This is a genomic window from Halomonas pelophila (genome assembly GCF_040196315.1).
Taxonomy (GTDB): Bacteria; Pseudomonadota; Gammaproteobacteria; order Pseudomonadales; family Halomonadaceae; genus Halomonas; species Halomonas pelophila.
On sequence record NZ_JBEGCI010000009.1, the window covers coordinates 105,849 to 132,144 of the forward strand.

At 68.5% G+C, this 26,296-nt stretch carries 20 protein-coding genes; 8 read left to right on the forward strand and 12 right to left on the reverse strand.

Going from position 1 to position 26,296, the window contains the following annotated elements; translation table 11 throughout:
- Positions 1-225: 225 nt before the first annotated feature.
- From ABE957_RS11540 to pilM, 10 genes are all read right to left on the reverse strand, one after another.
- Positions 226-1,647 carry an FAD-dependent oxidoreductase gene (locus ABE957_RS11540; RefSeq protein WP_349758843.1) on the reverse strand — a complete coding sequence of 474 codons (1,422 nt, stop codon included), beginning with the start codon at positions 1,645-1,647 and terminating at the stop codon, positions 226-228.
- Positions 1,648-1,671: 24 nt separating this feature from the next.
- Entirely contained in the window at positions 1,672-6,120 is a 4,449-nt protein-coding gene (gene gltB, locus ABE957_RS11545) for a glutamate synthase large subunit (protein WP_349758844.1), read from the reverse strand.
- Positions 6,121-6,154: 34 nt separating this feature from the next.
- On the reverse strand, positions 6,155-6,433 hold the full coding sequence (locus ABE957_RS11550) for a hypothetical protein (RefSeq protein WP_349758845.1): 279 nt from the start codon (positions 6,431-6,433) through the stop codon (positions 6,155-6,157).
- A 136-nt stretch (positions 6,434-6,569) separates the two neighbouring features.
- On the reverse strand, positions 6,570-7,676 hold the full coding sequence (gene aroB, locus ABE957_RS11555; protein WP_349758846.1) for a 3-dehydroquinate synthase: 1,107 nt from the start codon (positions 7,674-7,676) through the stop codon (positions 6,570-6,572).
- A 4-nt stretch (positions 7,677-7,680) separates the two neighbouring features.
- Complete coding sequence (gene aroK / locus ABE957_RS11560; protein WP_349758847.1) at positions 7,681-8,223, reverse strand: shikimate kinase AroK; 543 nt, start codon at positions 8,221-8,223, stop codon at positions 7,681-7,683.
- Complete coding sequence (locus ABE957_RS11565) at positions 8,223-10,289, reverse strand: type IV pilus secretin PilQ (RefSeq protein ID WP_349758848.1); 2,067 nt, start codon at positions 10,287-10,289, stop codon at positions 8,223-8,225. The genes aroK and ABE957_RS11565 overlap by 1 nt, the downstream gene beginning before the upstream one ends.
- Positions 10,290-10,349: 60 nt before the next feature.
- Positions 10,350-10,883 (reverse strand): pilus assembly protein PilP, encoded by a 534-nt coding sequence (locus ABE957_RS11570; RefSeq protein WP_349758849.1) that lies wholly within the window; start codon positions 10,881-10,883, stop codon positions 10,350-10,352.
- Positions 10,880-11,512 carry a type IV pilus inner membrane component PilO gene (locus tag ABE957_RS11575; RefSeq protein ID WP_349758850.1) on the reverse strand — a complete coding sequence of 211 codons (633 nt, stop codon included), beginning with the start codon at positions 11,510-11,512 and terminating at the stop codon, positions 10,880-10,882. Before ABE957_RS11575 ends, ABE957_RS11570 begins: the two co-directional genes overlap by 4 nt.
- Positions 11,509-12,090, reverse strand: coding sequence for a PilN domain-containing protein (locus ABE957_RS11580; protein ID WP_349758851.1), 582 nt, complete (start codon positions 12,088-12,090; stop codon positions 11,509-11,511). The genes ABE957_RS11575 and ABE957_RS11580 overlap by 4 nt, the downstream gene beginning before the upstream one ends.
- Positions 12,087-13,148, reverse strand: coding sequence for a type IV pilus assembly protein PilM (gene pilM, locus ABE957_RS11585; RefSeq protein WP_349758852.1), 1,062 nt, complete (start codon positions 13,146-13,148; stop codon positions 12,087-12,089). Before pilM ends, ABE957_RS11580 begins: the two co-directional genes overlap by 4 nt.
- A 265-nt stretch (positions 13,149-13,413) precedes the next feature.
- Here pilM and ABE957_RS11590 point away from each other — a divergent pair, with 265 nt between their 5' ends.
- Both ABE957_RS11590 and ABE957_RS11595 read left to right on the forward strand, forming a co-directional pair.
- Complete coding sequence (locus ABE957_RS11590; RefSeq protein ID WP_349758853.1) at positions 13,414-15,948, forward strand: penicillin-binding protein 1A; 2,535 nt, start codon at positions 13,414-13,416, stop codon at positions 15,946-15,948.
- Positions 15,949-16,055: 107 nt separating this feature from the next.
- Entirely contained in the window at positions 16,056-16,820 is a 765-nt protein-coding gene (locus ABE957_RS11595; RefSeq protein WP_349758854.1) for a DUF481 domain-containing protein, read from the forward strand.
- Positions 16,821-16,905: 85 nt separating this feature from the next.
- Here ABE957_RS11595 and ABE957_RS11600 read toward each other — a convergent pair whose 3' ends face one another.
- On the reverse strand, positions 16,906-18,177 hold the full coding sequence (locus tag ABE957_RS11600) for a malic enzyme-like NAD(P)-binding protein (protein WP_349758855.1): 1,272 nt from the start codon (positions 18,175-18,177) through the stop codon (positions 16,906-16,908).
- A gap of 263 nt (positions 18,178-18,440) precedes the next feature.
- On the reverse strand, positions 18,441-18,653 hold the full coding sequence (gene rpmE, locus ABE957_RS11605; RefSeq protein ID WP_089848581.1) for a 50S ribosomal protein L31: 213 nt from the start codon (positions 18,651-18,653) through the stop codon (positions 18,441-18,443).
- 147 nt (positions 18,654-18,800) lie between these two features.
- On the opposite strand from rpmE, the gene ABE957_RS11610 reads away from it, so the two are divergent.
- The 6 genes from ABE957_RS11610 (at position 18,801) to ABE957_RS11635 (ending at position 26,099) form a co-directional block, all read left to right on the forward strand.
- Positions 18,801-21,044: a primosomal protein N' gene (locus tag ABE957_RS11610; RefSeq protein WP_349758856.1), complete on the forward strand. Its 2,244-nt coding sequence runs from the start codon at positions 18,801-18,803 to the stop codon at positions 21,042-21,044.
- 103 nt (positions 21,045-21,147) lie between these two features.
- A complete protein-coding gene (gene argS / locus ABE957_RS11615) occupies positions 21,148-22,833 on the forward strand; it encodes an arginine--tRNA ligase (protein ID WP_349758857.1) in 1,686 nt (561 codons plus the stop codon).
- A 3-nt stretch (positions 22,834-22,836) separates the two neighbouring features.
- Positions 22,837-23,559, forward strand: coding sequence for an SPOR domain-containing protein (locus ABE957_RS11620; RefSeq protein ID WP_349758858.1), 723 nt, complete (start codon positions 22,837-22,839; stop codon positions 23,557-23,559).
- A gap of 140 nt (positions 23,560-23,699) precedes the next feature.
- Positions 23,700-24,218: an ATP-dependent protease subunit HslV gene (gene hslV, locus ABE957_RS11625; protein WP_108445246.1), complete on the forward strand. Its 519-nt coding sequence runs from the start codon at positions 23,700-23,702 to the stop codon at positions 24,216-24,218.
- A gap of 2 nt (positions 24,219-24,220) precedes the next feature.
- A complete protein-coding gene (hslU, locus tag ABE957_RS11630; RefSeq protein ID WP_349758859.1) occupies positions 24,221-25,543 on the forward strand; it encodes an ATP-dependent protease ATPase subunit HslU in 1,323 nt (440 codons plus the stop codon).
- Positions 25,544-25,715: 172 nt separating this feature from the next.
- Positions 25,716-26,099, forward strand: coding sequence for a gamma-butyrobetaine hydroxylase family protein (locus ABE957_RS11635; protein ID WP_349758860.1), 384 nt, complete (start codon positions 25,716-25,718; stop codon positions 26,097-26,099).
- Positions 26,100-26,296: the final 197 nt, after the last annotated feature.

Here is a 26,296-nt window from a genome sequence, read left to right on the forward strand (position 1 = left end):
TGGGACGACAGACTAGCAGAATGCGACCAAAGGCTCAATTTCAGCGCCGCGCGCCGCCACTAGAACAGGCGGCGCTGACGGCGGCTGGCCACCGATCTGAGCGGCCCCGGGGACAGGTCGAAGCGGAGGTCATTTGCCATGGATGGCAAATGTAGCGCCCAGGGAGGGGTTCACAGCGCCTCCGCGTAGACCTGTCGCCGGGAAAGCCACGAGTCAGGCCCCCGTTCACACCTCCAGGTAGTCGAGGATGCCCTCGCCGGCCTGGCGTCCCTCATAGATGGCGGTGACAACCAGGTCGGAGCCGCGCACCATGTCGCCACCGGCGAAGATCTTCTCGTTGGTGGTCTGGAACGGATGGGCACGCCCCGCCTCGGGCGCCTTGACCCGGCCACGCTCGTCGATCTCGATGCCCACGGTCTCGAACCAGGGCGCCGGGCTCGGCTGGAAGCCGAAGGCCACCACCACGGCATCGGCGGGAATGACCTCCTCGGAACCGGGCACCACCTCCGGGCGCTGGCGGCCGTTCTCGTCGGGTTCGCCGAGCCGGGTACGCACCACCTTCACGCCCTCGACCTTGCCCTCGCCGACCACCGCCACCGGCTGGCGGTTGAACAGGAACTCCACGCCCTCCTCGCGGGCGTTGGCCACCTCGCGCTTGGAGCCCGGCATGTTCTCCTCGTCGCGGCGATAGGCACAGGTCACGCTGGATGCCCCCTGACGAATCGCCGTGCGGTTGCAGTCCATGGCGGTGTCACCGCCGCCCAGCACCACCACGCGCTGGCCCTTCAGCGAGGTGTACTCGTGAGGCTCCTTCTCGAAGCCCAGGCAGTGATTGACGTTGGCGATCAGATAGTCGAGCGCCTTGTGCACCCCGGGCAGGTCCTCGCCGGGGAAACCGCCCTCCATGTACTTGTAGGTGCCCATGCCCAGGAAGACCGCATCGTACTCCTCGAGCAGGGCGTCGAAGGCGATGTCCTTGCCCACCTCGACGCCGAGGCAGAACTCGATGCCCATCTCCTCGAAGACCGCGCGGCGACGCTCCATCACCGTCTTGTCGAGCTTGAACTCGGGGATGCCGAAGGTCAGCAGCCCGCCGATCTCCGGGTACTTGTCGAACACCACCGGCTTGACGCCGTTGCGCACCAGGATGTCGGCGCAGCCCAGGCCCGCCGGGCCGGCGCCGATCACCGCCACCTTGCGACCGGTCGCGGTAACCCTGGAGAGGTCCGGCCGCCAGCCCATGGCGAAGGCGGTGTCGGTGATGTACTTCTCCACCGAGCCGATGGTCACGGCGCCGAAGCCATCATTGAGGGTGCAGGCACCCTCGCAGAGGCGATCCTGGGGACAGACTCGCCCGCACACCTCGGGCAGCGAGTTGGTCTTGTGGCACAGCTCCACCGCCTCGAGGATGTTGCCCTCGCTGACCAGCTGCAGCCAGTTGGGAATGTAGTTGTGGACCGGACACTTCCACTCGCAGTAGGGATTGCCGCAGTGCAGGCAGCGATGCGCCTGCCCGGCCGCCTCCTGGGGCTTATAGGGCTCGTAGATCTCGGCGAACTCCCGTGCCCGGGTCCGCGCCGCCTTCTTCTCGGGGTCCTGGCGACCCACGTCGATAAACTGGAAATCGTTGCTCAAACGGTTGGCCATGGTCTCTGCTCCTCTCTGCCTGGCTTACTCGGGACGCCGACGGGATTCGGCCAGCAGGCTGCTCAGGCTTGCCGCCTTGGGCTTCACCAGCCAGAAGTGGCGAGTGAAGTCGCTGAAATCCTCGAGGATCGCCTTGCCGCGCTCGGAGCCGGTCTCGGCAACGAATTCCTCGATGACCTCCCGCAGGTGCCGCCGGTAGGCCTCCATGGCCTCGGTGTTCACCCGGTGGATCTCCACCAGTTCGTGGTTGTACTTGTCGACGAAGGTGCGGTCCTCGTCGAGCACGTAGGCGAAGCCGCCGGTCATGCCCGCGCCGAAGTTGACGCCCACCTCGCCCAGTACGCAGACCATGCCGCCGGTCATGTACTCGCCGCAGTGGTCGCCGGCCCCCTCGATCACCGCATGGGCGCCGGAGTTGCGCACCGCGAAGCGCTCGCCGGCGGTGCCGGCGGCGAACAGCTTGCCGCCGGTAGCGCCGTACAGGCAGGTGTTGCCGATGATCGCCGTCTCGTGACTCGCGAAGGCGCTGCCGGCCGGCGGCACGATCACCACCCGGCCGCCGTTCATGCCCTTGCCCACGTAGTCGTTGGCGTCGCCCTCCAGGTAGAGGTGCAGGCCGCGGGCGTTGAACACCCCGAAGCTCTGGCCGGCCACGCCGGTGAAGCGGGCGATGACCGGGGCGTCCTCGAGCCCCTCCTCACCGTAGCGCTTGGCGATGGCGCCGGAGATCAGCGCGCCCACCGAGCGGTCGCAGTTGGTGATGGTGAAGTCGAACTCGCCGCCGGACCTGGCCTCGATGGCCGCCTCGAGCGCCTCCAGGACCTCCTGGTTCTTGGCGCCCGGGTCGTGGGGCACGTTGCGGTTCACCCGGCAGAACTGCGGTGCGTCTTCAGGCACGAAGTCGTTACCCAGCAGACCCGACAGGTCGAGCTTGCGCTGGGAGGCGGTGACGCCCTCGATCACCTCGAGCAGGTCGGTGCGGCCGATCAGGTCGGTCAGCTGGCGCACCCCAAGCAAGGCCATCAGCTCGCGCACGTCCTCGGCGATGAAGCGGAAGTAGTGCTTGACCATGTCGACGGTGCCGCGGAAGTGCTCGTCGCGCAGGTACTGCATCTGGGTGGCCACGCCGGTGGCGCAGTTGTTGAGGTGGCAGATGCGCAGGTACTTGCAGCCCAGCGCGACCATCGGCGCGGTGCCGAAACCGAAGCTCTCGGCGCCGAGGATCGCCGCCTTGACCACGTCGAGGCCGGTCTTCAGGCCGCCGTCGGTCTGCAGGCGAATCTTGTCGCGCAGGCCGTTGATGCGCAGCGCCTGATGCACCTCGGGCAGGCCGAGCTCCCAGGGGCTGCCGGCGTGCTTGATCGAGGTCAGCGGGCTCGCCGCGGTGCCGCCGTCGTAGCCGGAGACGGTGATCAGGTCGGCATAGGCCTTGGCCACGCCGGTGGCGATGGTGCCGATGCCGGGCTCGGAGACCAGCTTCACCGAGACCTGGGCGTCCGGGTTGACCTGCTTCAGGTCGAAGATCAGCTGCGCCAGGTCCTCGATGGAGTAGATGTCATGGTGCGGCGGCGGCGAGATCAGGGTCACGCCGGGCACCGAGTAGCGCAGCCGGGCGATCAGCTCGTTGACCTTGCCGCCGGGCAGCTGGCCGCCCTCGCCGGGCTTGGCGCCCTGGGCCACCTTGATCTGCAGCACCTCGGCGTTGACCAGATAGGCCGGCGTCACGCCGAAGCGCCCGGAGGCGATCTGCTTGATCTTGGAGCTTCGGATGGTGCCGTAGCGTGCCGGGTCCTCGCCCCCCTCACCGGAGTTGGAGCGGCCGCCGGCCTCGTTCATGGCCTGGGCCAGCGCCTCGTGGGCCTCCGGCGAGAGCGCCCCGAGGCTCATGCCGGCGCTGTCGAAGCGCGGCAGCAGGTCCTCGATCGCCTCGACCTCGTCAAGCGGCAGCGGCTCGGCGGCCGGCTTGAGGGCGAGCAGGTCACGCAGGGTGGCAGGATCGCGCTCGTTGACCAGCCGGGCAAACTTCTTCCACTTGGTGTAGTCGCCCTCCTGGACCGCCTCCTGAAGCGCCGTGACCACGTCGGGGTTGTAGGCGTGATACTCGTGGCCGTGGACGTACTTCATCAGGCCGCCCTGGGCGATGCCCTTGCGCGGCGTCCAGGCCTCGCGTCCCAGCAGCTCCTGCTGCAGCTGCAGCTCACTGAAGCCGGTGCCCTCGATGCGCGACGCCATGCCGGTGAAGCACAGATCGACCACCTCCGAGGAGAGACCCACCGCCTCGAACAGCTGGGAGCCGCGATAGGAGGCCAGGGTCGAGATACCCATCTTGGAGAGGATCTTGTAGAGCCCCTTCTGCAGGCCCTTGCGGTAGTTCTCGCGGGCATCGGCGGGGTTGCCGACCAGCTCGCCTGCCCGGTGCATGTCGGCCATCACCTGGTAGGCCAGCCACGGAAAGACCGCGGTGGCGCCCACACCAAACAGCACCGCCATCTGGTGGGCGTCCCGGGCGTAGCCGGTCTCGACCACGATATTGACCCGCGGGCGCAGCGCCAGGCGGCCCAGGTGGTGATGGACAGCGCCCACGGCCAGCGCGGCATGAATCGGCACCTGCCCCTTGCCCAGCTCGGCGTCGGAGAGCACCAGGATCACCTGGCCGTCATGGACGGCCTGCTCGGCCTGGCGGCAGAGCGCGTGGATCGCGCCCTTGAGGCCGATCTCCTGGGGATCGTAGCCAAGCGGCAGAACCTGACTCGTGAAGGCCGGATCGTCCTGGTGCATCAGCGCGGCGAACTTGCGCGGCGAGAGCACCGGCGTGGTCAGGATGATGCGGTGCGCGTGCTCCGGGGTCGCCTTGAAGACGTTGAGCTCGGCCCCGATGCAGGTCTCCAGCGACATCACGATCGCCTCGCGCAACGGATCGATGGCGGGATTGGTGACCTGGGCGAACTTCTGGCGGAAATAGTCGGTGAGCAGGCGCTGCTTGCCGGAGAGCACCGCCATGGGCGTGTCGTCGCCCATGGAGCCGACGGCCTCCTGGCCGCTCTCGGCGAGCGGGCGCAGCACCTGGTCGCGCTCCTCGAAGCTGACCTGGAACATCTTCTGCTGGGCGAGCAGCGCGTCCGAGTCCATGGAGTGGAAATTGGCCAGCTCGGTCAGCGCCGATTCGAGGTACTGGGCCTCCTGCTTCAGCCAGCGCTTGTAGGGATAGGCGGCCTTCAGGCGCTGGTCGATGTCGGCGGTATGCAGCACCTCGCCGGTGTGGGTGTCCACGGCGAGGATCTGGCCCGGGCCGACCCGCCCCTTGGCGACCACGTCCTCGGGCCGATAATCGTAGGTGCCGATCTCGGAGGCCAGGGTGATATAGCCGTTCTTGGTGATCACCCAGCGCGCCGGGCGCAGGCCGTTGCGGTCGAGCATGCAGACCGCCTGGCGGCCATCGGTCATCACTACCCCGGCCGGGCCGTCCCAGGGCTCCATGTGCATGGAGTTGTACTCATAGAAGGCGCGCAGGTCGGCGTCCATGAGCTCGACGTTCTGCCAGGCCGGCGGCACCATCATGCGCACCGCGCGGTGCAGCTCCATGCCGCCGGTCAGCAGCACCTCGAGCATGTTGTCCATGCTCGAGGAGTCGGAGCCGCTGGTGTTGACGATCTCGTCGAGGCCGGCGATCTCGGGCAGCCGGTCGCTCAGGAAGTTCTCCTTTCGGGAGTTCGCCCAGCCACGGTTGGCCTCGACGGTGTTGATCTCGCCGTTGTGGGCCAGCAGGCGGAACGGCTGGGCCAGCGGCCAGCGCGGCGCGGTGTTGGTGGAGAAGCGCTGATGGAAGACGCAGATCGCGGTCTCGAGGCGCGCATCACCCAGGTCGCGGTAGAAGGCCGGCAGGTCCACCGGCATCACCAGCCCCTTGTAGGAGAGTACCTCGGCGGAGAGCGAGCAGACGTAGAAGTCCGGCTCGTCGCGCAGCGTCTCCTCGGCGCGGCGGCGCGCCATGAAAAGATCGACGTCGAAGGTGTCGCCCGTCGTCTCGCCCGGCTCCACGAACAGCTGGCGGATGCGCGGCAGGCAGTCGAGTGCCATGGGGCCGCAGACGCTGGGGTCCACCGGGACCTCGCGCCAGCCCGCCACCTTAAGGCCGCGCGCCTCGAGCTCGGCGACGAGGATGTCGCGCCCGCGGGCCTCGCGAGCGTCGTCGTCGGGCAGGAAGATGGCCCCCACGGCATAGCGCTCGCCCAGGGTCACGCCCAGCGCCTCCTTCGCCATCTCGCGCATGAAGGCATCCGGCATCTGCAACAGCAGCCCACAGCCATCGCCAGTCTTGCCGTCGGCCGCGATGCCGCCACGGTGGGTCATGCAGGTCAGGGACTCGATGGCGGTCTTGAGCAGGTCGTGACTGGCCTGGCCCTCCATATGGGCGATCAGGCCGAAGCCGCAGTTGTCACGGAACTCGCCGGGCTGATGGAGACCTCTGTTCATGGGCGTGCCTCGGGTTAAGTGGTTTCTTTGGCAGTCATCGCATGGTATTGTTTTCGGTTTTTCTTTTTCCATGCTGCTCCTGACGGGAGCGAGAACTGCTCTGCAAAAGGCCGACCAGCATAGCCAGAGGCGCGCCCACCGCGCAATCGACCCCACCCGACATCCCCACGGAAACCGCCGCCAAATCCGCCACTTGCACGACACCCAAGGCAAAAAAACTCGCTAACTCAATAGCTTGCAAAGCCACACAACGCTTCTTCAACGCAGAGTGAAGCTCGTTAGACTTTAGTCGATAAAGACTCGATTTTGCCATGCCGATCCGGCATGAGGCATGCGAAAGGCTTAAAGGAAGCACCACTCAGGACGCCGACGCTGCCCAGACACGACGACGCCCGCGCTAAGGCGGGCGTCGAATCGATGGGTCGAGGCGCTGGCGGGGTATCAGGGGATCAGCGGCGAGGGAAGGCCTCGATGAGCGCGGCAAGGGTCGGCGGCGGCGTCTCGTCATGGATGCAGGCATCGCCCAGCGCACGCAGCAGGATCAACCGCAGGCGGCTGTCGAGGTTCTTCTTGTCCAGGCGCATGATGGCGAGAAAGTCATCCACCCCCATCTCGGCCGGGGCCGCCAGCGGCAGGCCGGCGGCCTCGATGAGCGTCCGCACGCGGGCCACCTCGGCCTCGCTGAGCCACCCCAGCCGGCACGAGAGCTCGGCTGCCATCAGCATGCCGGTCCCGACGGCCTCGCCGTGGAGCCAGTGCCCATAGCCCTGATGCGCCTCGATGGCGTGGCCGAAGGTGTGACCCAAGTTGAGCAGCGCCCTCACGCCCTGCTCGGTCTCGTCCTCGGCGACGATCTCGGCCTTGAGCGCGCAGCTGCGCTCGATGGCGCGGGTCAGGGCAGCGGCATCGAGACCCCGCAGCGCGGGCATCTCGGCCTCGAGCCAGGCCAGGAAGTCGGCGTCACGGATCAGCCCGTACTTGAGCACCTCGGCGAGCCCCGCCGAGAGCTCGCGCGGCGGCAGCGTCGCCAGGGTGTCGGTGTCGATCAGCACCGCGCGGGGCTGCCAGAAGGCGCCGATCATGTTCTTGCCACGCGGATGGTTCACGCCGGTCTTGCCGCCCACCGAGGAGTCGACCTGGGCGAGCAGCGTGGTCGGCACCTGCACGAACGCCACGCCGCGCTGGTAGCAGGCGGCGGCGAAGCCGACCATGTCCCCGGTCACCCCGCCGCCGAGGGCGATCAGGGTGCAGCGGCGATTGAAGCCGGCGGCGAGCAAGGCATCCCAGATCCGCTCCACCTGGGCCAGCGTCTTGGTGGCCTCGCCATCGGGCAGCACCAGGGTGCGCACCTCGAGGTCGTCGGACAGCCCCTGGATCAGCTTGTCGAGATAGAGCGGGGCCACCGTCTCGTTGGTAACCACCATGACCTGTCGCCCGGCCAGGTGCGGCGCCAGCCACTGCGGGTCGCCCAGCAGGCCGGGACCGATATGGATGGGGTAGCTGCGATCGCCCAGCGCCACCTCGAGGGTGGACGGGGCAGCGGGGGACTCGATCATGGACTCAGGCCTTGCATTGCAGGGGATCGACCAGGCGCGTCACGCGCCGCACGATCTCGTTGACCACGGCCCGTGGGCCGCGACGGTCGGTGCGCACCACCACATCGGCGGTGGCGCGGTAGAGGGGGTCGCGCAGCGCGAACATGTCGCGCAGCACGGCCTCCTTGTCGGGGCGCTGCAGCAGTGGCCGATTGCGATCCTTGGCAGTACGCCGCAGTTGCTGCTCCACGGTGGTGAGCAGGTAGATCACGGTGCCGCTCTCGCGCAGCACCCGACGATTCTCTTCCCGCAGCACGGCACCGCCACCGGTCGCGATGACCACGTTCTCGTAGTGCGTCAGCTCACGGATCATCTGCGTCTCGCGATCGCGAAAGCCCGCCTCGCCCTCGACGTCGAAGATCCAGGGGATGTCGGCACCGCAGCGCGCCTGGATCTCGTGGTCGCTATCGTAGAACTCGCGTGATAGTTCGGCCGCCAGAAGGCGGCCGATGGTACTCTTGCCGGCCCCCATGGGGCCGATCAGAATCAGGTTGGGTAGTGCCTGCATCAGCGAATGGCCAGGTTGTCGTCCAGTATTCGGGGCGTGATGAATACCAGCAACTCTACCTTATCGTTGGTGTTCTCGGTATAGCGGAAGAGGTTCCCCAGCACCGGCAGGTCACCCAGGAAGGGCGTCTTGAGCAGGCTGCGGGCCTCCTCGGTGGTGAGGATACCGCCCAGCACCACGGTCTCGCCGTTGTCCACCAACACCTGAGTGGTAATCTCGTTGGTGTCGATGGAGGGAATGCCACCGAACAGCTCGCCCACCGTATCGTTGTTGATCACCAGGTCCATGATGATGCGGTTGTCCGGGGTGATCTGCGGCGTGACCTCCAGCGCCAGCACGGCCTCCTTGAACTGCGTATCGGTGGCCCCGCTTGAGCTCGCTTCCTGGTAGGGAATCTCGGTGCCCTGCTTGATGATCGCCGTGCTCTGGTTGGCGGTGATCACCCGCGGCTGGGAGATGGTCTGGGTCTTGCCTTCGCTTTCGAGGGCGCGCAGCTCCAGGTCGAGCAGGATATCGCCGGACAGGTAGCCGAAGCTGAAGGCGGTGGACGACGAGGCGGTGCCGCCCATATCCACGGTCAGGCCACCATTGCCCACGCTGCCGTCCGCGGCCCCAGCGACATCGAAGCGACTATCGCCGATACGGTCGGGGGACGACAGCCCCCAGTTGATGCCGAGCTCTCGGGTGGCGCTGTCGCGCGCGATGACGATGCGCGCCTCGATCTGCACCTGGCGCACGGCGATGTCCAGCCGATCCAGGGTGGCCATGATGGCGTCGATCTGCTCGGCGGTATCCTGCACCAGCAGGGTATTGGTGCGCGGATCGACGGCGACCCGACCGCGATCGGTGAGCAGGCCAAAGCCAGTCCCACCGCTCAGCAAGGCAGCCAGGTCGGAGGCCTTGGCGTACTTCACCTGAATGTACTCGGTTTCCAGCGGGGCCAGGGTCTCCAGCTGCTCGCGGGATTCCAGCTCCTGACGCTCCAGGTTGGCCAGCTCCGCGGCCGGGGCCACCACGATGACGTTGCCCTCCTGGCGACTGGCCAAGCCGTGGCTCTTGAGCACCAGGTCCAGGGCCTGATCCCAGGGCACGTCCTGCAGGTTGAGGGTGACGCGCCCGGTGACGCTGTCGCTGGCCACCAGGTTGAGGCCGGTGAAGTCGGCGATGATCGCCAGCACCGAGCGCACCTCGATGTCCTGGAAGTTCAGGGTGATGCGCTCGCCGGTATAGGGGAACTGCTCGCGGACGCGCTCCTCCTGCTGCGCCTGGGTGACCGGCTCGGCCTCGATCACCAGCTGACGGCCGGTCTGGGTGGAGAGCATGGCGAATCGTCCTTCGCCCTTGATCTCCAGGACCACGCCGTCACGCCCGACGCGCGGGGTGACGCGCTTGAGCGGGGTGCCGAAATCGCTGACGTCGTAGACCTGATCCAGGGAGGCCGGCAGCCGGACGTCGCGCAGTTCGGCGACGATGCGCTGTCCGCTCTCGCGCACTCGGGCATCCACGCCGGAGCGGTCAAAGGTCACGACCAGGCGTCCCGCACCACCGTCACCGCGACGGAAGTCGATGTCCTGAATGCTTGGCTGGTCGTACGCCTGGGTCGATGGCTGGGTCGATGCCCGGGTCGGCGACGCCACCGACCGCGAGGCGGCCGCCGGCGCGGAGGGAGCCATGGCCGGCTGAGCGGCGCCACCGCCGATGGAGAGCATCAGGCGATCGCCCTGCTGGCGGGTGTTGTAGGGCAAGGGGCCTTCCAGCTCGAAGACCAGCCGCGTGCGTGATCCCGCCTCCAGGGCCGTGACCCGCTCGACCCCGCCCATGCCGAGCTCCTCGCGGCGGCGCTCCAGGGCGCTGGCCGTGTCCATCAGGTCGATGGTCAGGCGTGCCGGCTCATCGAGACGGTAGCCACGCACCTCGGGCACCGGCCCGCTGAAGTCGAGTTCCACCTCCAGCGCCCCGTCCGTCCCCTGACGGAAGGCCAGGTCGGTGAGGGTAGAGGCTGCCACGGCGGCCGTGGAGACCGCCAGCAGCGCCACGATAGCGAGACCACGAATCATCGGTTGCATTGTTCCCTTCCCCCTGCGGGCCACTACCGCCTCCTGCCCGGCGGCATGGCCTCCTGTTGTCTAGTCGTCGAGCGCGAGCTGTGTGCTGCGTTCGATCCAACCGCCCCGCCCCGTGGGCACGATCTCCACCAGCTGCACCGAGGTATCGGTGATACCGATGATGCGACCGAAATCGGACCCCATGTAGTTGCCGGTACGCAGCCGGTGCACCTTGCCGTCAGGCGCCTTGATCAGCGCCGAGGGTTGCCCACCGACCTTGAGGGTGCCCACCAGCTCGAGCCGGCCGAGATCAAAGGCCTCGAGCGGCTCACGAGGACGCGTCTCGTCCGGTGCCAGATCGCTGTCTTCGCCTGTGCCGCCGGGCAGCGCTTCGGGCTCCGGCAGACGTGCCTGGAAGGGGCTGCGCTCGTCGGCGAAGTAATAATCCACCGAGTCATAACTCGGCACGGGAGGCACCGGGTCCAGGTCCACCTTCCCCGGATTGGCGCGCATCGCCTCCATCTCCTGCTCGAGACTCGCCAGGTTGGCGTCACGGCAGGCGCCCAGCGCGAGCGGCAACACCAGCCAGGCGACTCGGGTCAACCAGCGACTCATGGCGCTTCCTCCTCGGCCGTCTCCTGGGGCGGCCGATAGCTATAGGTCCGAGCCAGCATCGACAGCTGCAGCCGGTTGCGGCCATCGGTGGGCGACAGGCTGAAATCGTGCTGGGTGACGATGCGCGGCAGATCGGCCACACCGGAGATGAAGGAGGCGACACGGTGATAGTCGCCCTGCACCCGGATATCAAAGGGACGCTCGACGTAGAACTCCCGGGTCGCAGGGCTGCGCAGGCGAATGAAGTCGATGGAGAGCTGGTTATCGATCGCCGCCTCGCTGATGTCATCGATCAGCGAGGGGATCTCGGCGCCCCCCGGGAGCATCGCGACCAGCTCCGACAGGCGTTCGTCGAGCTCCTCGACCTGCTCGCGCAGCGCCGGCAGGTTGGCGGCCTGGGCCGACTTGCTGCGGTAATCCCGCAGGAGTCGCTGCTCCTCTTGCTGCGCCTGCTCGAGCTCTTCGACCTTCGGCGCAGCGAGGTACCAGTACATGCCGGCGACGGTCAGCCCCAGCACCAGCACGCAGCAGATCAGCTGCAGCAGGAAGGGCCAGCTGCCGGACTCCTTGACGTCCAGCTCCCCCCAATCCATGCCGCGGAGACGACGCACTTCGGTGGATAGATTCATGGCGCCTCCCGGCCTGCCTCACCCTCGACGGCTTCTGTGTCGGGCATGTGCTGGTTGACGCTGAGATTGAAGCGGCGCATCTCGTTCTCGGCGGCCTCCACCTCGGAGAGCACCGGCACATCGAAGACCGGCGAGGCCTCCAGCTGGCGGAGCTGGTCGGAGACGCGGCGATTATCCTCGGCCAGGCCGGTCAATCTCAGCTGATCACCCTGGCGGCTGAGCGAGGAGTAGTAGACCCCCTCCTCCAGGCTGTCCACCAGGGCATTGAAGACATGCACGGTCTGCGGACGCCCGACCTGGAGCGTCTCGAAGACCTCGATCTGGCGGTTCAGGGAGGCGATCTGCTCCTCGTACTGGCTCACCGCGCGAATATCGCGATCCAGCTCGGCGGTTCTGGCCTTGATCAGCTGTTGGCGCTGCTGCTGATCGTCCAGGCGCTGGTCGAGGTACCAGGTCATGCCGTAGCCGACTCCCAGGCCGACCAGCGCGCTCAGCACGATGGCCGTGGCAAACCGCTTGCTGCGACGGGCGCGCACTTCCTCCCGCCAGGGGAGCAGGTTGATCTCGATGGTCGTCATTTGCCTACCCTCATCGCCAGGCCGCAGGCCGTGAGCATGGCCGGGGCGTCACCGGCCAGGGTCGGGACGTCGATGCGGGAATTCACCTTCATGCGGCGGAAGGGGTTGGCAATCACCACCTCCATGCCGCTCTCCTCGGCCAGCCGCTCGGCCAGGCCCGGCAGCACGCTGGTGCCGCCCGCCAGGATCATGCGGCGCACCTCCTGCTTGCGCCCGGCGGTATAGTAGAGCTGCAGCGATCTCCCGACCTGCTGCACCAGGGTGTCGAGGAAGGGGTCCAGCACGCTGCGCTGATAGTCATCGGGCAGGCCGCCTCGTTTCTTGGCGAGCCCCGCCTCTTCGAGGGTCAGCCCGTAGCGGTTGCGGATCTCGTCGGTCAGCTGGCGGCCGCCGAAGACGGTATCGCGACTGTAGGTGACGCGCCCGTCGCGCAGCACGTGGAAGGCATTCATGGTGGCGCCGATATCGACCAGCGCCACGCACTCCTGCTCGCCACCTTCCGACGGCAGCTGATGGCGCAGCTCCTGGAAGGCTCGCTCCATGGCGAAGGTCTCGACGTCGACGGCCGCCGGGGTGAGCCCCGCCTGCAGCACGGCCTCGGTCAGCTGGTTGACGTCCTGCTGGCGACAGGCCACCAGCAGCACGTCCTGCTGATCGCCGTAGCGCGAATTGAGGCCGAGACGCTGAAAGTCGAAGGCGACCTCGTTGAACGGAAACGGGATATGCCGGTCTGACTCGAGCTGGATGCGCGTCTCGATCTCGCCGTCGTCGAGCGAGGAGGGAAATGACAGGGTCTTGGTGATGGCGGCGCCGGCCGGCACGGCCACGGAAGCGTTGCGCGTACCGGGGCGCGCATGATCCACGGCGCGCTTGAGGGCATCCACCACAGCAGGCATGTCGCGAATCCGCCGCTCGACCACGGCACCTTCCCTCAGCGGCCGCACGGCGTAGCTTTCCACCTGATAGTGGCCGCCCGCGCGCTTCAGTTCGATGACCTTGACGGTAGCCGAGGTGATATCGACACCGATCAGTCCCTTACCGGGTGCTCTCAGTCGCATCGTATGTCATGCCCCTGCCTGATCCCTGCGGCGTGCCGCTCATTATGATTATCCACCCCAGACCGGGCTAACGCGCATGATGCTCATCATACCCAGGTCCGTAATCGCAGATTACATGATATTTCCGAATCTCACACGATCGGCGGTGTCGCCATGAGTCAACGCTGGTGACCACCCCCTCGGCTTCCTATAATGGCTGCCTCAAGGGAAGGTCACTGTATCGCCACCACTCCGTCCCCGTTCCCAGCATGGATACCGCATTTTCATGAAGTTTCTTAAAACCCTGGTCGTTTCCGTCCTCTGGCTGCTGGTCTCGCTGTCCGCCGCCGGCGTCATGGGCGTGGTGGGTGCCGCGCTCTACTTCGCGCCCGGCCTGCCCGACGTGCGCCAGCTCCAGGACTTCGAGCTGCAGACGCCGCTGCGCATCTTCACCCGCGACGGCAAGCTGATCGGTGAGTTCGGCGAGGAGCGCCGCACCCCAGTGGAATATGCCGAGATCCCGGAGGAGCTGATCGACGCCCTGCTGGCGGCCGAGGACGCGACCTACTTCGACCATGCCGGCGTCGACCCGAAGGGCCTGCTGCGGGCCGCGGTGGAGCTGGCGGCGAGCGGTGGCGATATTCAGTCCGGCGGCTCGACGATCACCATGCAGGTGGCGCGCAACTACCTGCTCACGCTGGATCAGACCTTCACCCGCAAGATCCGCGAGATCCTGTTGGCGCTGCAGATGGAGCAGATCCTCTCCAAGCCGGAGATCCTCGAGCTCTACGTCAACAAGATCTATCTCGGCAATCGGGCCTACGGCATCGCGGCGGCCTCCGAGGTCTACTACGATCGGCCACTGAGCGAGCTGACCTTGGCCGAGAAGGCGATGATCGCCGGCCTGCCCAAGGCCCCCTCGGCCTTCAATCCGCTGGCCAACGCCGAACGGGCGCTGATTCGCCGCAACTGGATCCTGTTTCGCATGCGCGAGCTCGGCTACATCGACGAGGCCGCCTACGAGGAGGCCGTGCAGGCGCCGGTCACCGCCCGCCGCCACCTGGCCCAGGTCGAGGTAGAGGCCGACTACGTGGCCGAGATGGCGCGCCAGTTCGCCATCGACCGCTACGGCGACCGGGCCTATACCGGCGGTTATCGCATCCACACCACCCTGGACAGCGAGCTGCAGCCGCTGGCCGGACGCGCCTTGGCCGGCGGGCTGATCGAGTACGATACTCGCCACGGCTGGCGCGGCCCGGAGCAGACCGACATTCCGCGCAGCCTGGCCGAGGCCCAGGAGCGCACCGACCGCGAGGGGCTCGAGGAGGAGCTCGCCGAGTCGCCGGAGATCATGCAGACCGCGCGGCGCGCCGCCGAGCGCAGCCAGACCGAGATCGAGGGCATCGAGGGCGACGTCAGCAACTGGCTGCAGGTGCTCGAGCGCACGCCCGCCCTGGGGCCGCTCAAGCCCGCCATCGTGGTCGAGAGTGCGGGGCGCGAGATGCGCGTCCTGGCCCGCGGCGGCCAGCTCATCACCCTGCCCTGGAGCGGCCTGGAGTGGGCGGATCCCTACCTCAGCCCCTACAGCCGCGGCACGCCGCCGAACTCGGCCGACGACATCGCCCAGCGCGGCTCGCTGGTGCGCATCCTGCAGGGCGAGGACGACAGCTGGCGTCTCTCCCAGCGTCCCGAGGCCGAGGGCTCGCTGGTGGTGATGGATCCCGACAGCGGGGCCATCCTGGCCCTTCAGGGCGGCTTCGACTTCGACGCCAGCAAGTTCAACCGCGCCACCCAGGCACGCCGACAGGCCGGCTCGATCTTCAAGCCGTTCGTCTACCTGGCGGCGATCGACAGCGGCGAGATGAACCCGGCGAGCGTGGTCAACGACGCCCCCGTGGTGCTGCAGGACGGCAGCAACGAGCTGTGGCGGCCGTCCAACTCCAGCGGCGACTTCCTCGGCCCGACGCGACTCAGGGTCGCCCTGGCACGCTCGCGCAACCTCGTCACCATTCGCGTGCTGCAGTCACTGGGCCTGGAGCGCACCATCGCGTTCCTCGAAGGCTTCGGCCTCGACCCCGACCAGCTGCCGCGTGGGCTCTCCCTGGCGCTGGGCAGCGCCAGCCTGACGCCGCTGGAGATGACCAACGCCTACGCGGTGCTGGCCAACGGCGGCTTCCAGGTCTCCCCCTGGTTCATCGACCGGGTGACCCGTGGCGACGACGAAGACACCTCCGTCGTCGACGAGGCCTCGCCGCGCATCGCCTGCCGCGACTGCAGCGACGACCAGATGATGGTCGAGCGCGATGGCGAGACCTACGAGGTGGCGCCCCGCGTGGCCGACCCGGCGGCCGTCTATATCCTGCGCGACATGCTCCGCGACGTGGTCGAGCGCGGCACCGCGCGCAAGGCCCTGGCCCTCGAGCGCGGCGACATCGTCGGCAAGACCGGCACCACCAACGACCAGCGGGACGCCTGGTTCGCCGGCTTCAACAGCGACCTCGTGGCCACCACCTGGGTGGGCAAGGACAACAACGAGAGCACCGCCGAATACGGCTCGCAGGTCGCCCTGCCGATCTGGATGGACTTCATGGGCCAGGCCCTGAACGGGCAGCCCGAGCGCTGGCCCGAGCGGCCCCAGGGCGTAGTCAGCGAGCGAATCGACCCCGACACCGGCCGCCGCCTGCGCGACGATCAGGGTGGCGGCATCGAGGAGCTGTTCATGGCCGATCACCTGCCCGGCTTCCAGCCGCGCCGGGTCGAACAGGAGGTCGAGCGCGAGAGCGGCTCCCAGGGCACCGGCGCCTACGAGGCCATCTTCTAGGCCGACGCCGCCTTATCGTCTCGGGCGGCCGCCAGGCCGCCCACCCCCCTTTGCACCGATGGCGCCCCGTCGGCAGACGCCGACAGCGGCACCCCCAGAGATCGACCATGTCGTACCCAACACCCTCCCTCCGGCTGCCTCGCTGGCTGGCCTTCGGCGGGCTGCTGGCGATCGCCGGAGGCGGTCAGGCCAGCCCCTTCTACGCGCCGCCGCCGCCCGAGGAGCACGCTGAGGGACTCACCGGCAGTGCCGAACTGGGCTACACCCACCTGTCGGGCAACACCGACAGTCAGACCTTGATCGCCAAGGGCCGACTCACCTGGCTGACGGGAAAATGGACTCAGACGCTGCGCGGCGAGGTGCGCAACGTCTCCCGCAACGGCGACACCAGTGCCGAGCAGTACCTGGTCGCCGGCCGCGAGCGATTTGAGCTCGAGGGCCCCCACTACGCGTTCGGCTTCGCCCGCTGGGACCGCGATCGCTTCAGCGGCTACGAGCAGCAGTTCACCGCCATCGGCGGCTATGGCCGCGACCTGATCGACGACGAGCGTCAACGCCTCTCGCTGGAGGCCGGACCGGGCTATCGTTACGATCGCATCGTGGGCAAGCAGGACGAATCGCTGGGCGTGGCCTACGGCGCCCTGGCCTACGCCTGGGACTTCTCGGAGACCGCCAGCCTCGAGCAGGAGCTCTCGGTGGAGGCCACCGACGCCAACGTCACCTCGCGCTCGCTGACCGCGCTCACCGCCCGCCTCAATGCCCACCTGGCCTTGAAGCTCTCCCACGAGATCAAGGACACCTCGCGCCCGCCCGAGGACGCCGAGGCCCGCACCGATCGCACCACCTCGGCCTCCCTGCTCTACAACTGGTAGGCCGCCTCCCGATAGCCCATTACCCAGAAACGACGACGCCGGCCCGAGGGCCGGCGTCGTCATGCAGCGCGGAAGCGTCAGCGGCTCAGATGCCGTAGACGTCCTCCGCGGAGCGCAGCGGGTAGTGGGAGGGATAGGGCTTGCGCGCCACCCCCGAGTCGACCGCCGCCTGGGCCACGGCCGCCGGCACCCGCTCCAGCAGACGGATGTCCACCGGGGTGGGGATGATGTAGTTCGGCCCGAAGGTCATCTCGTCCATCTCGTAGGCCTCCAGCACGTCGCGCGGCACCGGCTCGCGGGCCAGGTCCTTCAGCGCATGGACGGCGGCGACCTTCATCTCCTCGTTGATGCGGGTGGCGCGCACGTCGAGCGCCCCGCGGAAGATGAACGGGAAGCCCAGCACGTTGTTGACCTGGTTCGGATAGTCGGAGCGGCCGGTGGCCATGATCACGTCCGGGCGGATCTCGCGGGCCAGGTCGGGATGGATCTCGGGGTCCGGGTTGGTGCAGGCGAAGACCACCGGGTTGGGCGCCATGCTGCGGATATGCTCGGCGCTCATCAGGCCGGGGCCGGAGAGGCCGACGAAGACATCGGCCCCATCGATGGCATCGGTCAGGGTGCGCTTGTCCGTCTCCACGGCGAACATCGCCTTGTACTGGTTCAGGTCCTCGCGGCCGCTGTGGATCACGCCCTTGCGATCGAGCATCACGATGTTCTCGGGATGCGCGCCGCAAGAGACCAGCAGCTTCATGCAGGCAATGGCGGCCGCGCCGGCGCCCAGGCAGACGATGCGGGCGCTGTCCAGCGACTTGCCGGCGATATCCAGGGCGTTGAGCATGCCCGCGGCCGTGACGATGGCGGTGCCGTGCTGGTCGTCATGGAACACCGGGATGCTGCACTGCTCGACCAGCGCCTGCTCGATCTCGAAGCACTCGGGCGCCTTGATGTCCTCGAGGTTGATGCCGCCCCAGGTATCGGCGATGCGCGCCACGGTGTCGATGAAGGCCTGGGGGCTCTCGGCATTGACCTCGATGTCCACCGAGTTGATACCGGCGAAGCGCTTGAACAGCACGCCCTTGCCTTCCATCACCGGCTTGCTCGCCAGGGGACCCAGGTTGCCGAGCCCGAGGATGGCACTGCCATCGGAGATCACCGCGACCAGGTTGCCCTTGCCGGTATAGAGGTAGGCGTTCTCCGGATCATTGGCGATCTCACGCACCGGCTCCGCGACCCCGGGGCTGTAAGCCAGGGACAGGTCCCGAGCGCTGGCGGTGGGCTTGGTGAGCTCCACCGAGAGCTTCCCGGGAAAAGGTTTCGCGTGGTAATCCAGCGCCGCCTGCTTCTTCGCGTCCGTCATGCTGAGAGTATCCGGTAGCCGATGATGGGTCAGCCAGTGTATACAAGAATCCCGGAGCCCTCAACTCACACAACATCCAACCCGTTCCCGTCTCGTTTGAAGACGTTATCGGTCATTTGTCGAAACTTATGGCTGAGCGCATCAACCATAACGTTTTCCTTATCGTGGCGGCGGCGCGAGCAGCGGGCGTCGTTGGCAGGGCCAGACACGAAGAAACCCGCCTCATTGGGCGGGTTTCTCGATACAGCGATGTGCCGGTCGGCTCAGCGCTTGATAGCGGCACCGAAGCGCTTGTTGAAGCGCTCGACGCGACCACCGGTGGTCGCCTGCTTCTGCTTGCCGGTGTAGAACGGGTGGCACTGCGAGCAGACGTCCAGGGAGAAGTCGTGGCCAGAAGTGGAGCCGACCTCGAAGGAGGCGCCGCAGGAGCAGGTCACGTTGACCGCCTTGTAATCCGGGTGGATACCTTGTTTCATCTTGAGCCTCACGAAGCTGTATGCCGCCACCTGATCTTCTGCCAGGCACCGCATACGGGTTGTCTGTACATGCGAACCGGTTGCCGCCAGGCACCCAGGGTGTCCGCAGCGGCGAAGTATTCTAGCAGAGCCGACGCCGGAGGCCAATTGCCCGATTCTCCCCATCCGCCCGCGCCGCGCGTACTGGGCGTGGCGGTGCCCTCGCCGCTGCGCCGCCTGTTCGACTACCTCCCCGGCCGCGACGCGCCCCCCGGCGGCTGGCAGCCGGGGCTGCGCGTACAGGTGCCCTTCGGCCGGCGCCGCGTCGTCGGCGTGGTGGTGGAGTGCCGCGCCGACAGCGAGCTGCCGCTCTCGCGCCTCAAGCCGGTGGAGGCCTGCCTCGACGAGGCGCCGCTGCCGGCCGACTGGCTGTGGCTCTGCCGCTTCACCGCCCGCTACTACCAGCACGCCCTCGGCGACACCCTGCAGCAGGCCATGCCGGTGCTGCTGCGCCAGGGGCGCGCACTGGCGTCACGCACCCGCGCGCGCTGGTGCGTGACGCCGGCCGGCCGCGAGGAGGCGCCGGCGGGGCTCGCCCGGGCGCCCCGCCAGGCCGAGCTGCTCGCCATGCTGCGCCAGCACCCCCACGGCCTGGTCAGCCAGGCGATCCTCGCCCAGTCGTTCAGCCGCGAGCAGCTGCGCGCGCTGGTCGACAAGGGCCTGGTGGTGCGCCGTGAGGAGCCGCTCTCGGCCAGCGTACCGAGCGACGACGGCCAGCAGCTGGCCGAGCCCGCCCTGCCCCTCAACGGCGAGCAGGCCACGGCGCTCGGCGCGCTGCACGAGCGTCTCGACGCCTTCCACCCCTGCCTGCTCCATGGCGTTACCGGCAGCGGCAAGACCGAGGTCTACCTGCAGCTCATCGAGGCCGTCATCGGGCGCCACCGTCAGGCGCTGGTGCTGGTCCCCGAGATCGGCCTGACGCCCCAGACCCTGGCGCGCTTTCGCAGCCGCTTTAGGGTGCCGGTGGTGGCGCTGCACTCGGGCCTCACCGACCACGAGCGCCTGGACGCCTGGGAGGCGGCCGCCAGCGGCCGGGCCCCGATCGTCATCGGCACCCGCTCGGCGATCTTCACGCCGCTGGCACGCCCGGGGGTGATAATCGTCGACGAGGAGCATGACGGCTCCTTCAAGCAGCAGGACGGACTGCGCTACCACGCCCGCGACCTCGCCGTGGCGCGCGCTCACCATCACCGCATCCCGCTGCTGCTGGGCACGGCCACGCCGTCGCTGGAGACCCTGCAGCGCGCCCAGGCCGGCGACTACCGCCACCTGCGCCTGACGCGGCGCGCCAGCCGCTATGCCCCGGCGCGCCTCGAGCTTACCGACCTGCGCGGGCGCCAGTGCCGGGCCGGGCTGATCCCGCCGGTGATCGAGACCATCGGCGAGACCCTGGCCGCCGGCCATCAGGTGCTGGTCTTCATCAATCGCCGCGGCTTTGCCCCGACGCTCGCCTGCCACGCCTGCGGCTGGCTCGCCGAGTGCGATCACTGCGATGCCCGCATGACCCTGCACCGCCAGCCGCCGCTGCTGGCCTGCCACCACTGCGACCGCCGCCGCGCCCTGCCCGACGCCTGCCCCGAGTGCGGCAGCATCGACCTGCGCCCGCTGGGCAGCGGCACCGAGCGCACCGAGGAGACCCTGGCGGCGCTCTTCCCCGAGACGCCGGTGCATCGCATCGACCGCGACAGCACCCGGCGCCGCGACGCCCTGGAGCAGGTGCTCGCCGAGGTGCGCCGCGGCGAGCCCTGCCTGCTGGTGGGCACCCAGATGCTGGCCAAGGGCCATCACCTGCCCCACGTCACCCTGGTAGTGGTGGTCAACGCCGACGCCGGCCTCTACGCCAGCGACTTCCGCGCGCTGGAGCACAGCGCCCAGCTGCTTGAGCAGGTGGCCGGGCGCGCCGGCCGCGCCGCCCATCCCGGCCGGGTGCTGGTGCAGACGATGCACACCGACGACCCGCACCTGCGCCTGCTGGCCGACGCGGGCTACGACGCCCTGGCCGCCCAGCTGCTCGAGGAGCGCCGCGCCGCCCAGCTGCCGCCCTTCCGCTTCCTGGCCCTGCTGCGCCTGGAGGCGCCCAACGAGGCGGCAGTAGTCGAACTCGGCGGCCTCGCGGCCGAGGCGCTGCGCGGCTGGCTCGTCGAGCGTGGGCTTGCGGTCGACTGCCTGGGGCCGGTGCCGGCGCCCATGGAGCGCCGCCAGAACCGCTACCACCTGCAGCTGATGCTCTCCGCCGAGCGCCGCAGCCGGCTCCACGAGGCCGGGGCCTGGCTGATCGCCTGGCTGGAGGGCCGCCCCGAGGCCCGGCGGGTCAGGTGGTCGCTGGATATCGATCCGCAGACACTGGCCTGACGCCACACCTTTAAAGCCCGGCGCCGATTGCCGATAATGGCGCCCCAGACTCGCCCGGGCGGTCGCTTCGCATCGCCCACGCCACAGGACACCGGACATTTCCATGAAAGAGACCATCATCGCGCTGCTCGAGGGCGCCCTGGACAACCTCCGGCAACAGGGCGTCGTGCCCGCCGAGATCGCCCCCACCATCAAGGTCGATCCGACCCGCGACAAGGCGCATGGCGACTACGCCACCAACCTGGCGCTGATGCTGGCGAAGCCGGCCGGCAAGAAGCCCCGCGAGCTGGCCGAGACCCTGGTCGCCGCGCTGCCCGAGAGCGACGCCGTGCAGAAGGTCGAGATCGCCGGCCCCGGCTTCGTCAACTTCTTCGCCGCCACCGACGCCGCCGCCCAGGTGGTGCGCCAGGTGCTCGAGACCGGCGACGCCTTCGGCCGCAACCTGGCGGGCCAGGGGCAGAAGGTTCAGGTCGAGTTCGTCTCCGCCAACCCCACCGGGCCGCTGCACGTCGGCCACGGCCGCGGGGCGGCGATCGGCGACTGCATCTGCCGCCTGCTGGAAGCCACCGGCCATGACGTGACCCGCGAGTTCTACTACAACGACGCCGGCGCCCAGATCGCCAACCTGGCGCGCTCGGTGCAGGCGCGGGTGCAGGGCATCGACCCCGGCGATGCCGGCTGGCCCGAGGACGGCTATCGCGGCGGCTACATCATCGACGTCGCCAACAGCTACCTCGCCGGCGAGACCGTGCACGCCGACGACCGCCACGTCACCGGCGCCGGCGACCCGGACGACCTCGAGGCCATCCGCGACTTTGCCGTGGCCTACCTGCGCCGCGAGCAGGATCTGGACCTCAAAGCCTTCGGCGTCGAGTTCGACGTCTACTTCCTGGAGTCCTCGCTCTACGAGCAGGGCAAGGTCGAGGAAGCGGTCGAGCGCCTCATCGAACAGGGCCACACCTACGAGCAGGACGGCGCCCTGTGGCTGCGCACCACCGACTTCGGTGACGACAAGGACCGCGTGATGCGCAAGTCCGACGGCCAGTACACCTACTTCCTGCCCGACGTCGCCTACCACCTCGACAAGTGGCAGCGCGGCTTCGCGACGGTGATCAACGAGCAGGGCGCCGACCACCACTCCACGGTGACCCGGGTGCGCGCCGGCCTCCAGGCCCTCGAGACCGGCATTCCCAAGGGCTGGCCCGACTACGTGCTGCACCAGATGGTGATGGTCACCCGCTCCGGGGTCGAGGTGAAGCTCTCCAAGCGCGCCGGCAGCTACGTCACGGTGCGCGACCTGATCGACGAGGTGGGTCGCGACGCCACGCGCTTCTTCCTGGCCGCCCGGCGCGCCGACTCGCAGCTGACCTTCGACATCGACCTGGCCCGCTCGCAGTCCAATGACAACCCGGTCTACTACGTGCAGTACGCCCACGCCCGAGTCTGCAGCATGCTGCGCAAGGCCGACGCCGAGGACCAGGCGTTCGACCATGAGCTCGCCATGACCAAGCTCGCGCTGCTCGACAGCGACCAGGAGAAGGCGGTACTCAACCGCCTGGCCCGCTACCCCGAGGTGGTCGCCCACGCCGCCGCGGCCCACGAGCCGCAGCAGATCGCCCAGTACCTGCTCGACCTCGCCGCCGACTTCCACACCTGCTACAACGCGGTGAAGGTGATGGTCGACGACGACGCCCTGCGCAACGCCCGCCTGGCGCTGGGCCTGGCCACCCGCCAGGTGCTGCGCAACGGCCTCGACCTGATGGGTGTCGGCGCCCCCGAGGAGATGTAAGCCATGGCCACCCGCAAGCCCCCCGCCAAGAAGCGCGGCGCCACCAGCACGCCGCGCCGCCGTGCCGCCCCGCCCCCGCGCCGCGGCGTGCCGGGGTGGCTGTGGGGACTCGCCGGCCTGGTGGCCGGCTTCCTGCTGGCCCAGCACCAGCACGGCACCGCGCCCTGGCAGGACAGCGACTCGCCGCTGGCGAGGGTGCTACCCCAGCCGGAGGGCCGTCAGGCGCCCCAGGAAGACGCGAGCGCCGAGAAACCAGAAAAGCCGCCGATGCCGACCTTCGAGTTCTACACCCTGCTGCCGGAATCCGAGGTGATCGCCCCGGGGGGCAAGGTGCCGAGTTCCACGGCGACCCCGCCGCCGCGCCCCGAGCCGGCGCCCCCCGAGCCGGCCGCCACGACCTCCGACGACGACCCCATCGCCCGGGTGATCGCCGCCAACATGGAGGCCGACGGCGCGTCGCGGCCGGCCGCGTCGAGCGCGGGCGCCGATGCCCGCTTCGTGCTGCAGGCCGCCTCCTTCCGCGAGGCCAGCGACGCCGACCGGCTGGCCGGCCGCCTCAAGGACTTCGGCCTGCTGGCCAAGATCAGCGAGGTCAAGACCGGCGGCGGCGACACCTGGCACCGCGTCCAGGTCGGCCCCTACAGCGATCGGCGCGAGCTCAACCGCGCCCAGGACCTGATGACCACCCAGGGCATCGAGCCGCTGCTGATCCAGCTGCAGAACTGACGCGCCCGCCGCGGGGCGCGACCAAGGTTGAATTCCGCGCGCCCCGCCCGCACTTCCCCCTGAGTTCACCCCGGCGCCTCGCTTCGACCGAGGCGCCGCCAGTCATCGGGAGCTTTTCCCTCCCCCAAGGAGTCCCCTCCATGACCACGATCGTTTCCGTGCGCCGCGGCGACCAGGTGGCGCTGGCCGGTGACGGCCAGGTCTCGCTGGGCAACACCGTGATGAAGGGCAACGCCAGCAAGGTGCGTCGCCTCTACCACGGCCAGGTGCTGGCCGGCTTCGCCGGCGGCACCGCCGACGCCTTCACCCTCTTCGAGCGCTTCGAGGCCCAGCTCGAGAAGTACCAGGGCAACCTGGTCAAGGCCGCCGTGGAGCTGGCCAAGGACTGGCGTACCGACCGCGCCCTGCGCCGCCTCGAGGCCCTGCTCGCCGTGGCCAACAAGGACGCCTCGCTGATCATCACCGGCAACGGCGACGTGGTGGAACCCGAGCGCGGCATCATCGCCATCGGCTCCGGCGGCAACTTCGCCCTCTCCGCGGCCCGCGCCCTGCTGGAGAACACCGACCTCTCCGCCCGCGATATCACCGAGAAGTCCCTGGCCATCGCCGGCGACATCTGCGTGTTCACCAACCATAACGTCACGCTGGAAGAGCTCTGATCATGACCCGGATGACCCCCCGCGAGATCGTCCACGCCCTGGACCAGTACATCGTCGGCCAGCAGGACGCCAAGCGTGCCGTGGCCGTGGCCCTGCGCAACCGCTGGCGGCGCATGCAGCTCGACGGCGAGCTGCGCCACGAGGTGACGCCCAAGAACATCCTGATGATCGGCCCCACGGGTGTCGGCAAGACCGAGATCGCCCGCCGCCTGGCCAAGCTGGCCGGCGCGCCCTTCATCAAGGTGGAGGCCACCAAGTTCACCGAGGTGGGCTACGTGGGCCGCGACGTCGAGTCGATCATCCGCGACCTGACCGAGGCCGCCATCAAGCTGGTCCGCGAGCAGGCCAAGGAAGAGGTCGGCCACCGCGCCGAGGACGCCGCCGAGGAGCGCGTCCTCGACGCCCTGCTGCCGCCGCCCCGCGGCCAGGAAGACGAGCCGCGCCAGGACAGCTCGACCCGCCAGCTGTTCCGCAAGAAGCTGCGCGAGGGTCAGCTCGACGACAAGGAGATCGACATCGAGATCACGCCTCAGGGCCCCGGCGTGGACATCAACACCCCGCCGGGCATGGAGGAGATGACCAGCCAGCTGCAGAACCTGTTCGCCGGCATGGGCAAGCAGAAGAGCGAGACGCGCCGCGTCGCGGTGAAGGACGCCCTCGGCCTGCTGCGCGACGAGGAGGCCGGCAAGCTGGTCAACGAGGACGACATCAAGAGCCGTGCCATCGAGGCGGTGGAGCAGAACGGCATCGTCTTCCTCGACGAGATCGACAAGGTCTCCAAGGGCAGCGGCCAGTCCAGCGGCGGCGAGGTCTCCCGCGAGGGCGTGCAGCGCGACCTGCTGCCGCTGATCGAAGGCTCCACGGTCTCCACCAAGTACGGCATGGTGAAGACCGACCACATCCTCTTCATCGCCTCCGGTGCCTTCCACCTGTCGCGTCCCTCGGACCTGATTCCCGAGCTGCAGGGCCGCCTGCCGATCCGCGTCGAGCTCAACGCCCTGACGCCGGACGACTTCAAGCGCATCCTCACCGAGCCCTCCGCGGCGCTGACCAAGCAGTACCAGGCGCTGCTCGCCACCGAGGGGCTCGAGGTCGCCTTCACCGAGGACGGCATCTCGCGCATCGCCGAGATCGCCTGGAAGGTCAACGAGGGCACCGAGAACATCGGCGCGCGCCGTCTGCACACCGTGATGGAGCGCCTGCTCGAGGAGGCCTCCTACCAGGGCGGCGACTTCGGCAGCCCGCTGTCGATCGACGCCGCCTACGTCGACTCCCAGCTCGGCGAGCTGGCGATGGACGAGGACCTGTCGCGGTATATCCTGTAAGCCCGGCCCTGAACTGAGGGCTAACGGGTAGTGCGGCGCCGGTAACCGCTCGTCGCGGAGGTCATTTGCCAGGGATGGCAAATGTAGCGCCTAGGGAAGGGTTCACAGCGCCTCCGCCACGAGCGGTTACCGGGACAGCCGCTCACCGCCAACGCTGCTGCGGAGCCTCATCATGACAGCCCCGATTCCCACCAACGTGCACTACCACCGCAAGGAGCGCGAGCTCGAGCTCACCTATGCCGAGGGAGAATCCTACCGGCTGTCGGTAGAGTACCTGCGGGTCTTCTCGCCCTCCGCCGAGGTGCGCGGCCACGGCCCCGATTCCGCCACCCTGCAGGTGGGCAAGAAGGACGTGGGCCTCAAGGACATCACCCCGGCCGGGCGCTACGCGTTGAAGCTGCACTTCGACGACGGCCACGACAGCGGCCTTTACAGCTGGGATTATTTCTACGATCTGATCCGCCGCCGCGAAGCCAACTGGGCCGACTACCTGCGCCGGCTCGAGGAGGCGGGCGCCTCGCGGGAGTCGCTGGGCATCGAGATCAAGCAGCTCTGAGACCAAGGGTGCCTGTCCCTCGGGGCTGATCCGGCGGCAGGCGTTCGCGGAGGCGCTGTGAACCCCTCCCTGGGCGCTACATTCGCCATCCATGGCGAATGACCTCCGCTACGACCTGCCCCCCGGCGCCCCTCGCCTCTCCATCGCGGCAGCCCAGACAAAAGGCCTCCGTCAAGACAATCGCCATGGGGGGAGGC

Bases quoted from the DNA above. Each gene is read 5' to 3' on its own strand.
- ABE957_RS11575 (WP_349758850.1), bottom strand. From the start codon at position 11,512: ATGAATCTATCCACCGAAGTGCGTCGTCTCCGCGGCATGGATTGGGGG.
- aroK (WP_349758847.1), bottom strand. From the start codon at position 8,223: ATGCAGGCACTACCCAACCTGATTCTGATCGGCCCCATGGGGGCCGGC.
- pilM (WP_349758852.1), bottom strand. From the start codon at position 13,148: ATGCGACTGAGAGCACCCGGTAAGGGACTGATCGGTGTCGATATCACC.
- ABE957_RS11600 (WP_349758855.1), bottom strand. From the start codon at position 18,177: ATGACGGACGCGAAGAAGCAGGCGGCGCTGGATTACCACGCGAAACCT.
- ABE957_RS11635 (WP_349758860.1), top strand. From the start codon at position 25,716: ATGACAGCCCCGATTCCCACCAACGTGCACTACCACCGCAAGGAGCGC.
- gltB (WP_349758844.1), bottom strand. From the start codon at position 6,120: ATGAACAGAGGTCTCCATCAGCCCGGCGAGTTCCGTGACAACTGCGGC.
- ABE957_RS11565 (WP_349758848.1), bottom strand. From the start codon at position 10,289: ATGCAACCGATGATTCGTGGTCTCGCTATCGTGGCGCTGCTGGCGGTC.
- ABE957_RS11570 (WP_349758849.1), bottom strand. From the start codon at position 10,883: ATGAGTCGCTGGTTGACCCGAGTCGCCTGGCTGGTGTTGCCGCTCGCG.
- ABE957_RS11595 (WP_349758854.1), top strand. From the start codon at position 16,056: ATGTCGTACCCAACACCCTCCCTCCGGCTGCCTCGCTGGCTGGCCTTC.
- hslV (WP_108445246.1), top strand. From the start codon at position 23,700: ATGACCACGATCGTTTCCGTGCGCCGCGGCGACCAGGTGGCGCTGGCC.
- ABE957_RS11620 (WP_349758858.1), top strand. From the start codon at position 22,837: ATGGCCACCCGCAAGCCCCCCGCCAAGAAGCGCGGCGCCACCAGCACG.
- ABE957_RS11540 (WP_349758843.1), bottom strand. From the start codon at position 1,647: ATGGCCAACCGTTTGAGCAACGATTTCCAGTTTATCGACGTGGGTCGC.
- rpmE (WP_089848581.1), bottom strand. From the start codon at position 18,653: ATGAAACAAGGTATCCACCCGGATTACAAGGCGGTCAACGTGACCTGC.
- argS (WP_349758857.1), top strand. From the start codon at position 21,148: ATGAAAGAGACCATCATCGCGCTGCTCGAGGGCGCCCTGGACAACCTC.
- hslU (WP_349758859.1), top strand. From the start codon at position 24,221: ATGACCCGGATGACCCCCCGCGAGATCGTCCACGCCCTGGACCAGTAC.
- ABE957_RS11590 (WP_349758853.1), top strand. From the start codon at position 13,414: ATGAAGTTTCTTAAAACCCTGGTCGTTTCCGTCCTCTGGCTGCTGGTC.
- aroB (WP_349758846.1), bottom strand. From the start codon at position 7,676: ATGATCGAGTCCCCCGCTGCCCCGTCCACCCTCGAGGTGGCGCTGGGC.
- ABE957_RS11580 (WP_349758851.1), bottom strand. From the start codon at position 12,090: ATGACGACCATCGAGATCAACCTGCTCCCCTGGCGGGAGGAAGTGCGC.
- ABE957_RS11550 (WP_349758845.1), bottom strand. From the start codon at position 6,433: ATGGCAAAATCGAGTCTTTATCGACTAAAGTCTAACGAGCTTCACTCT.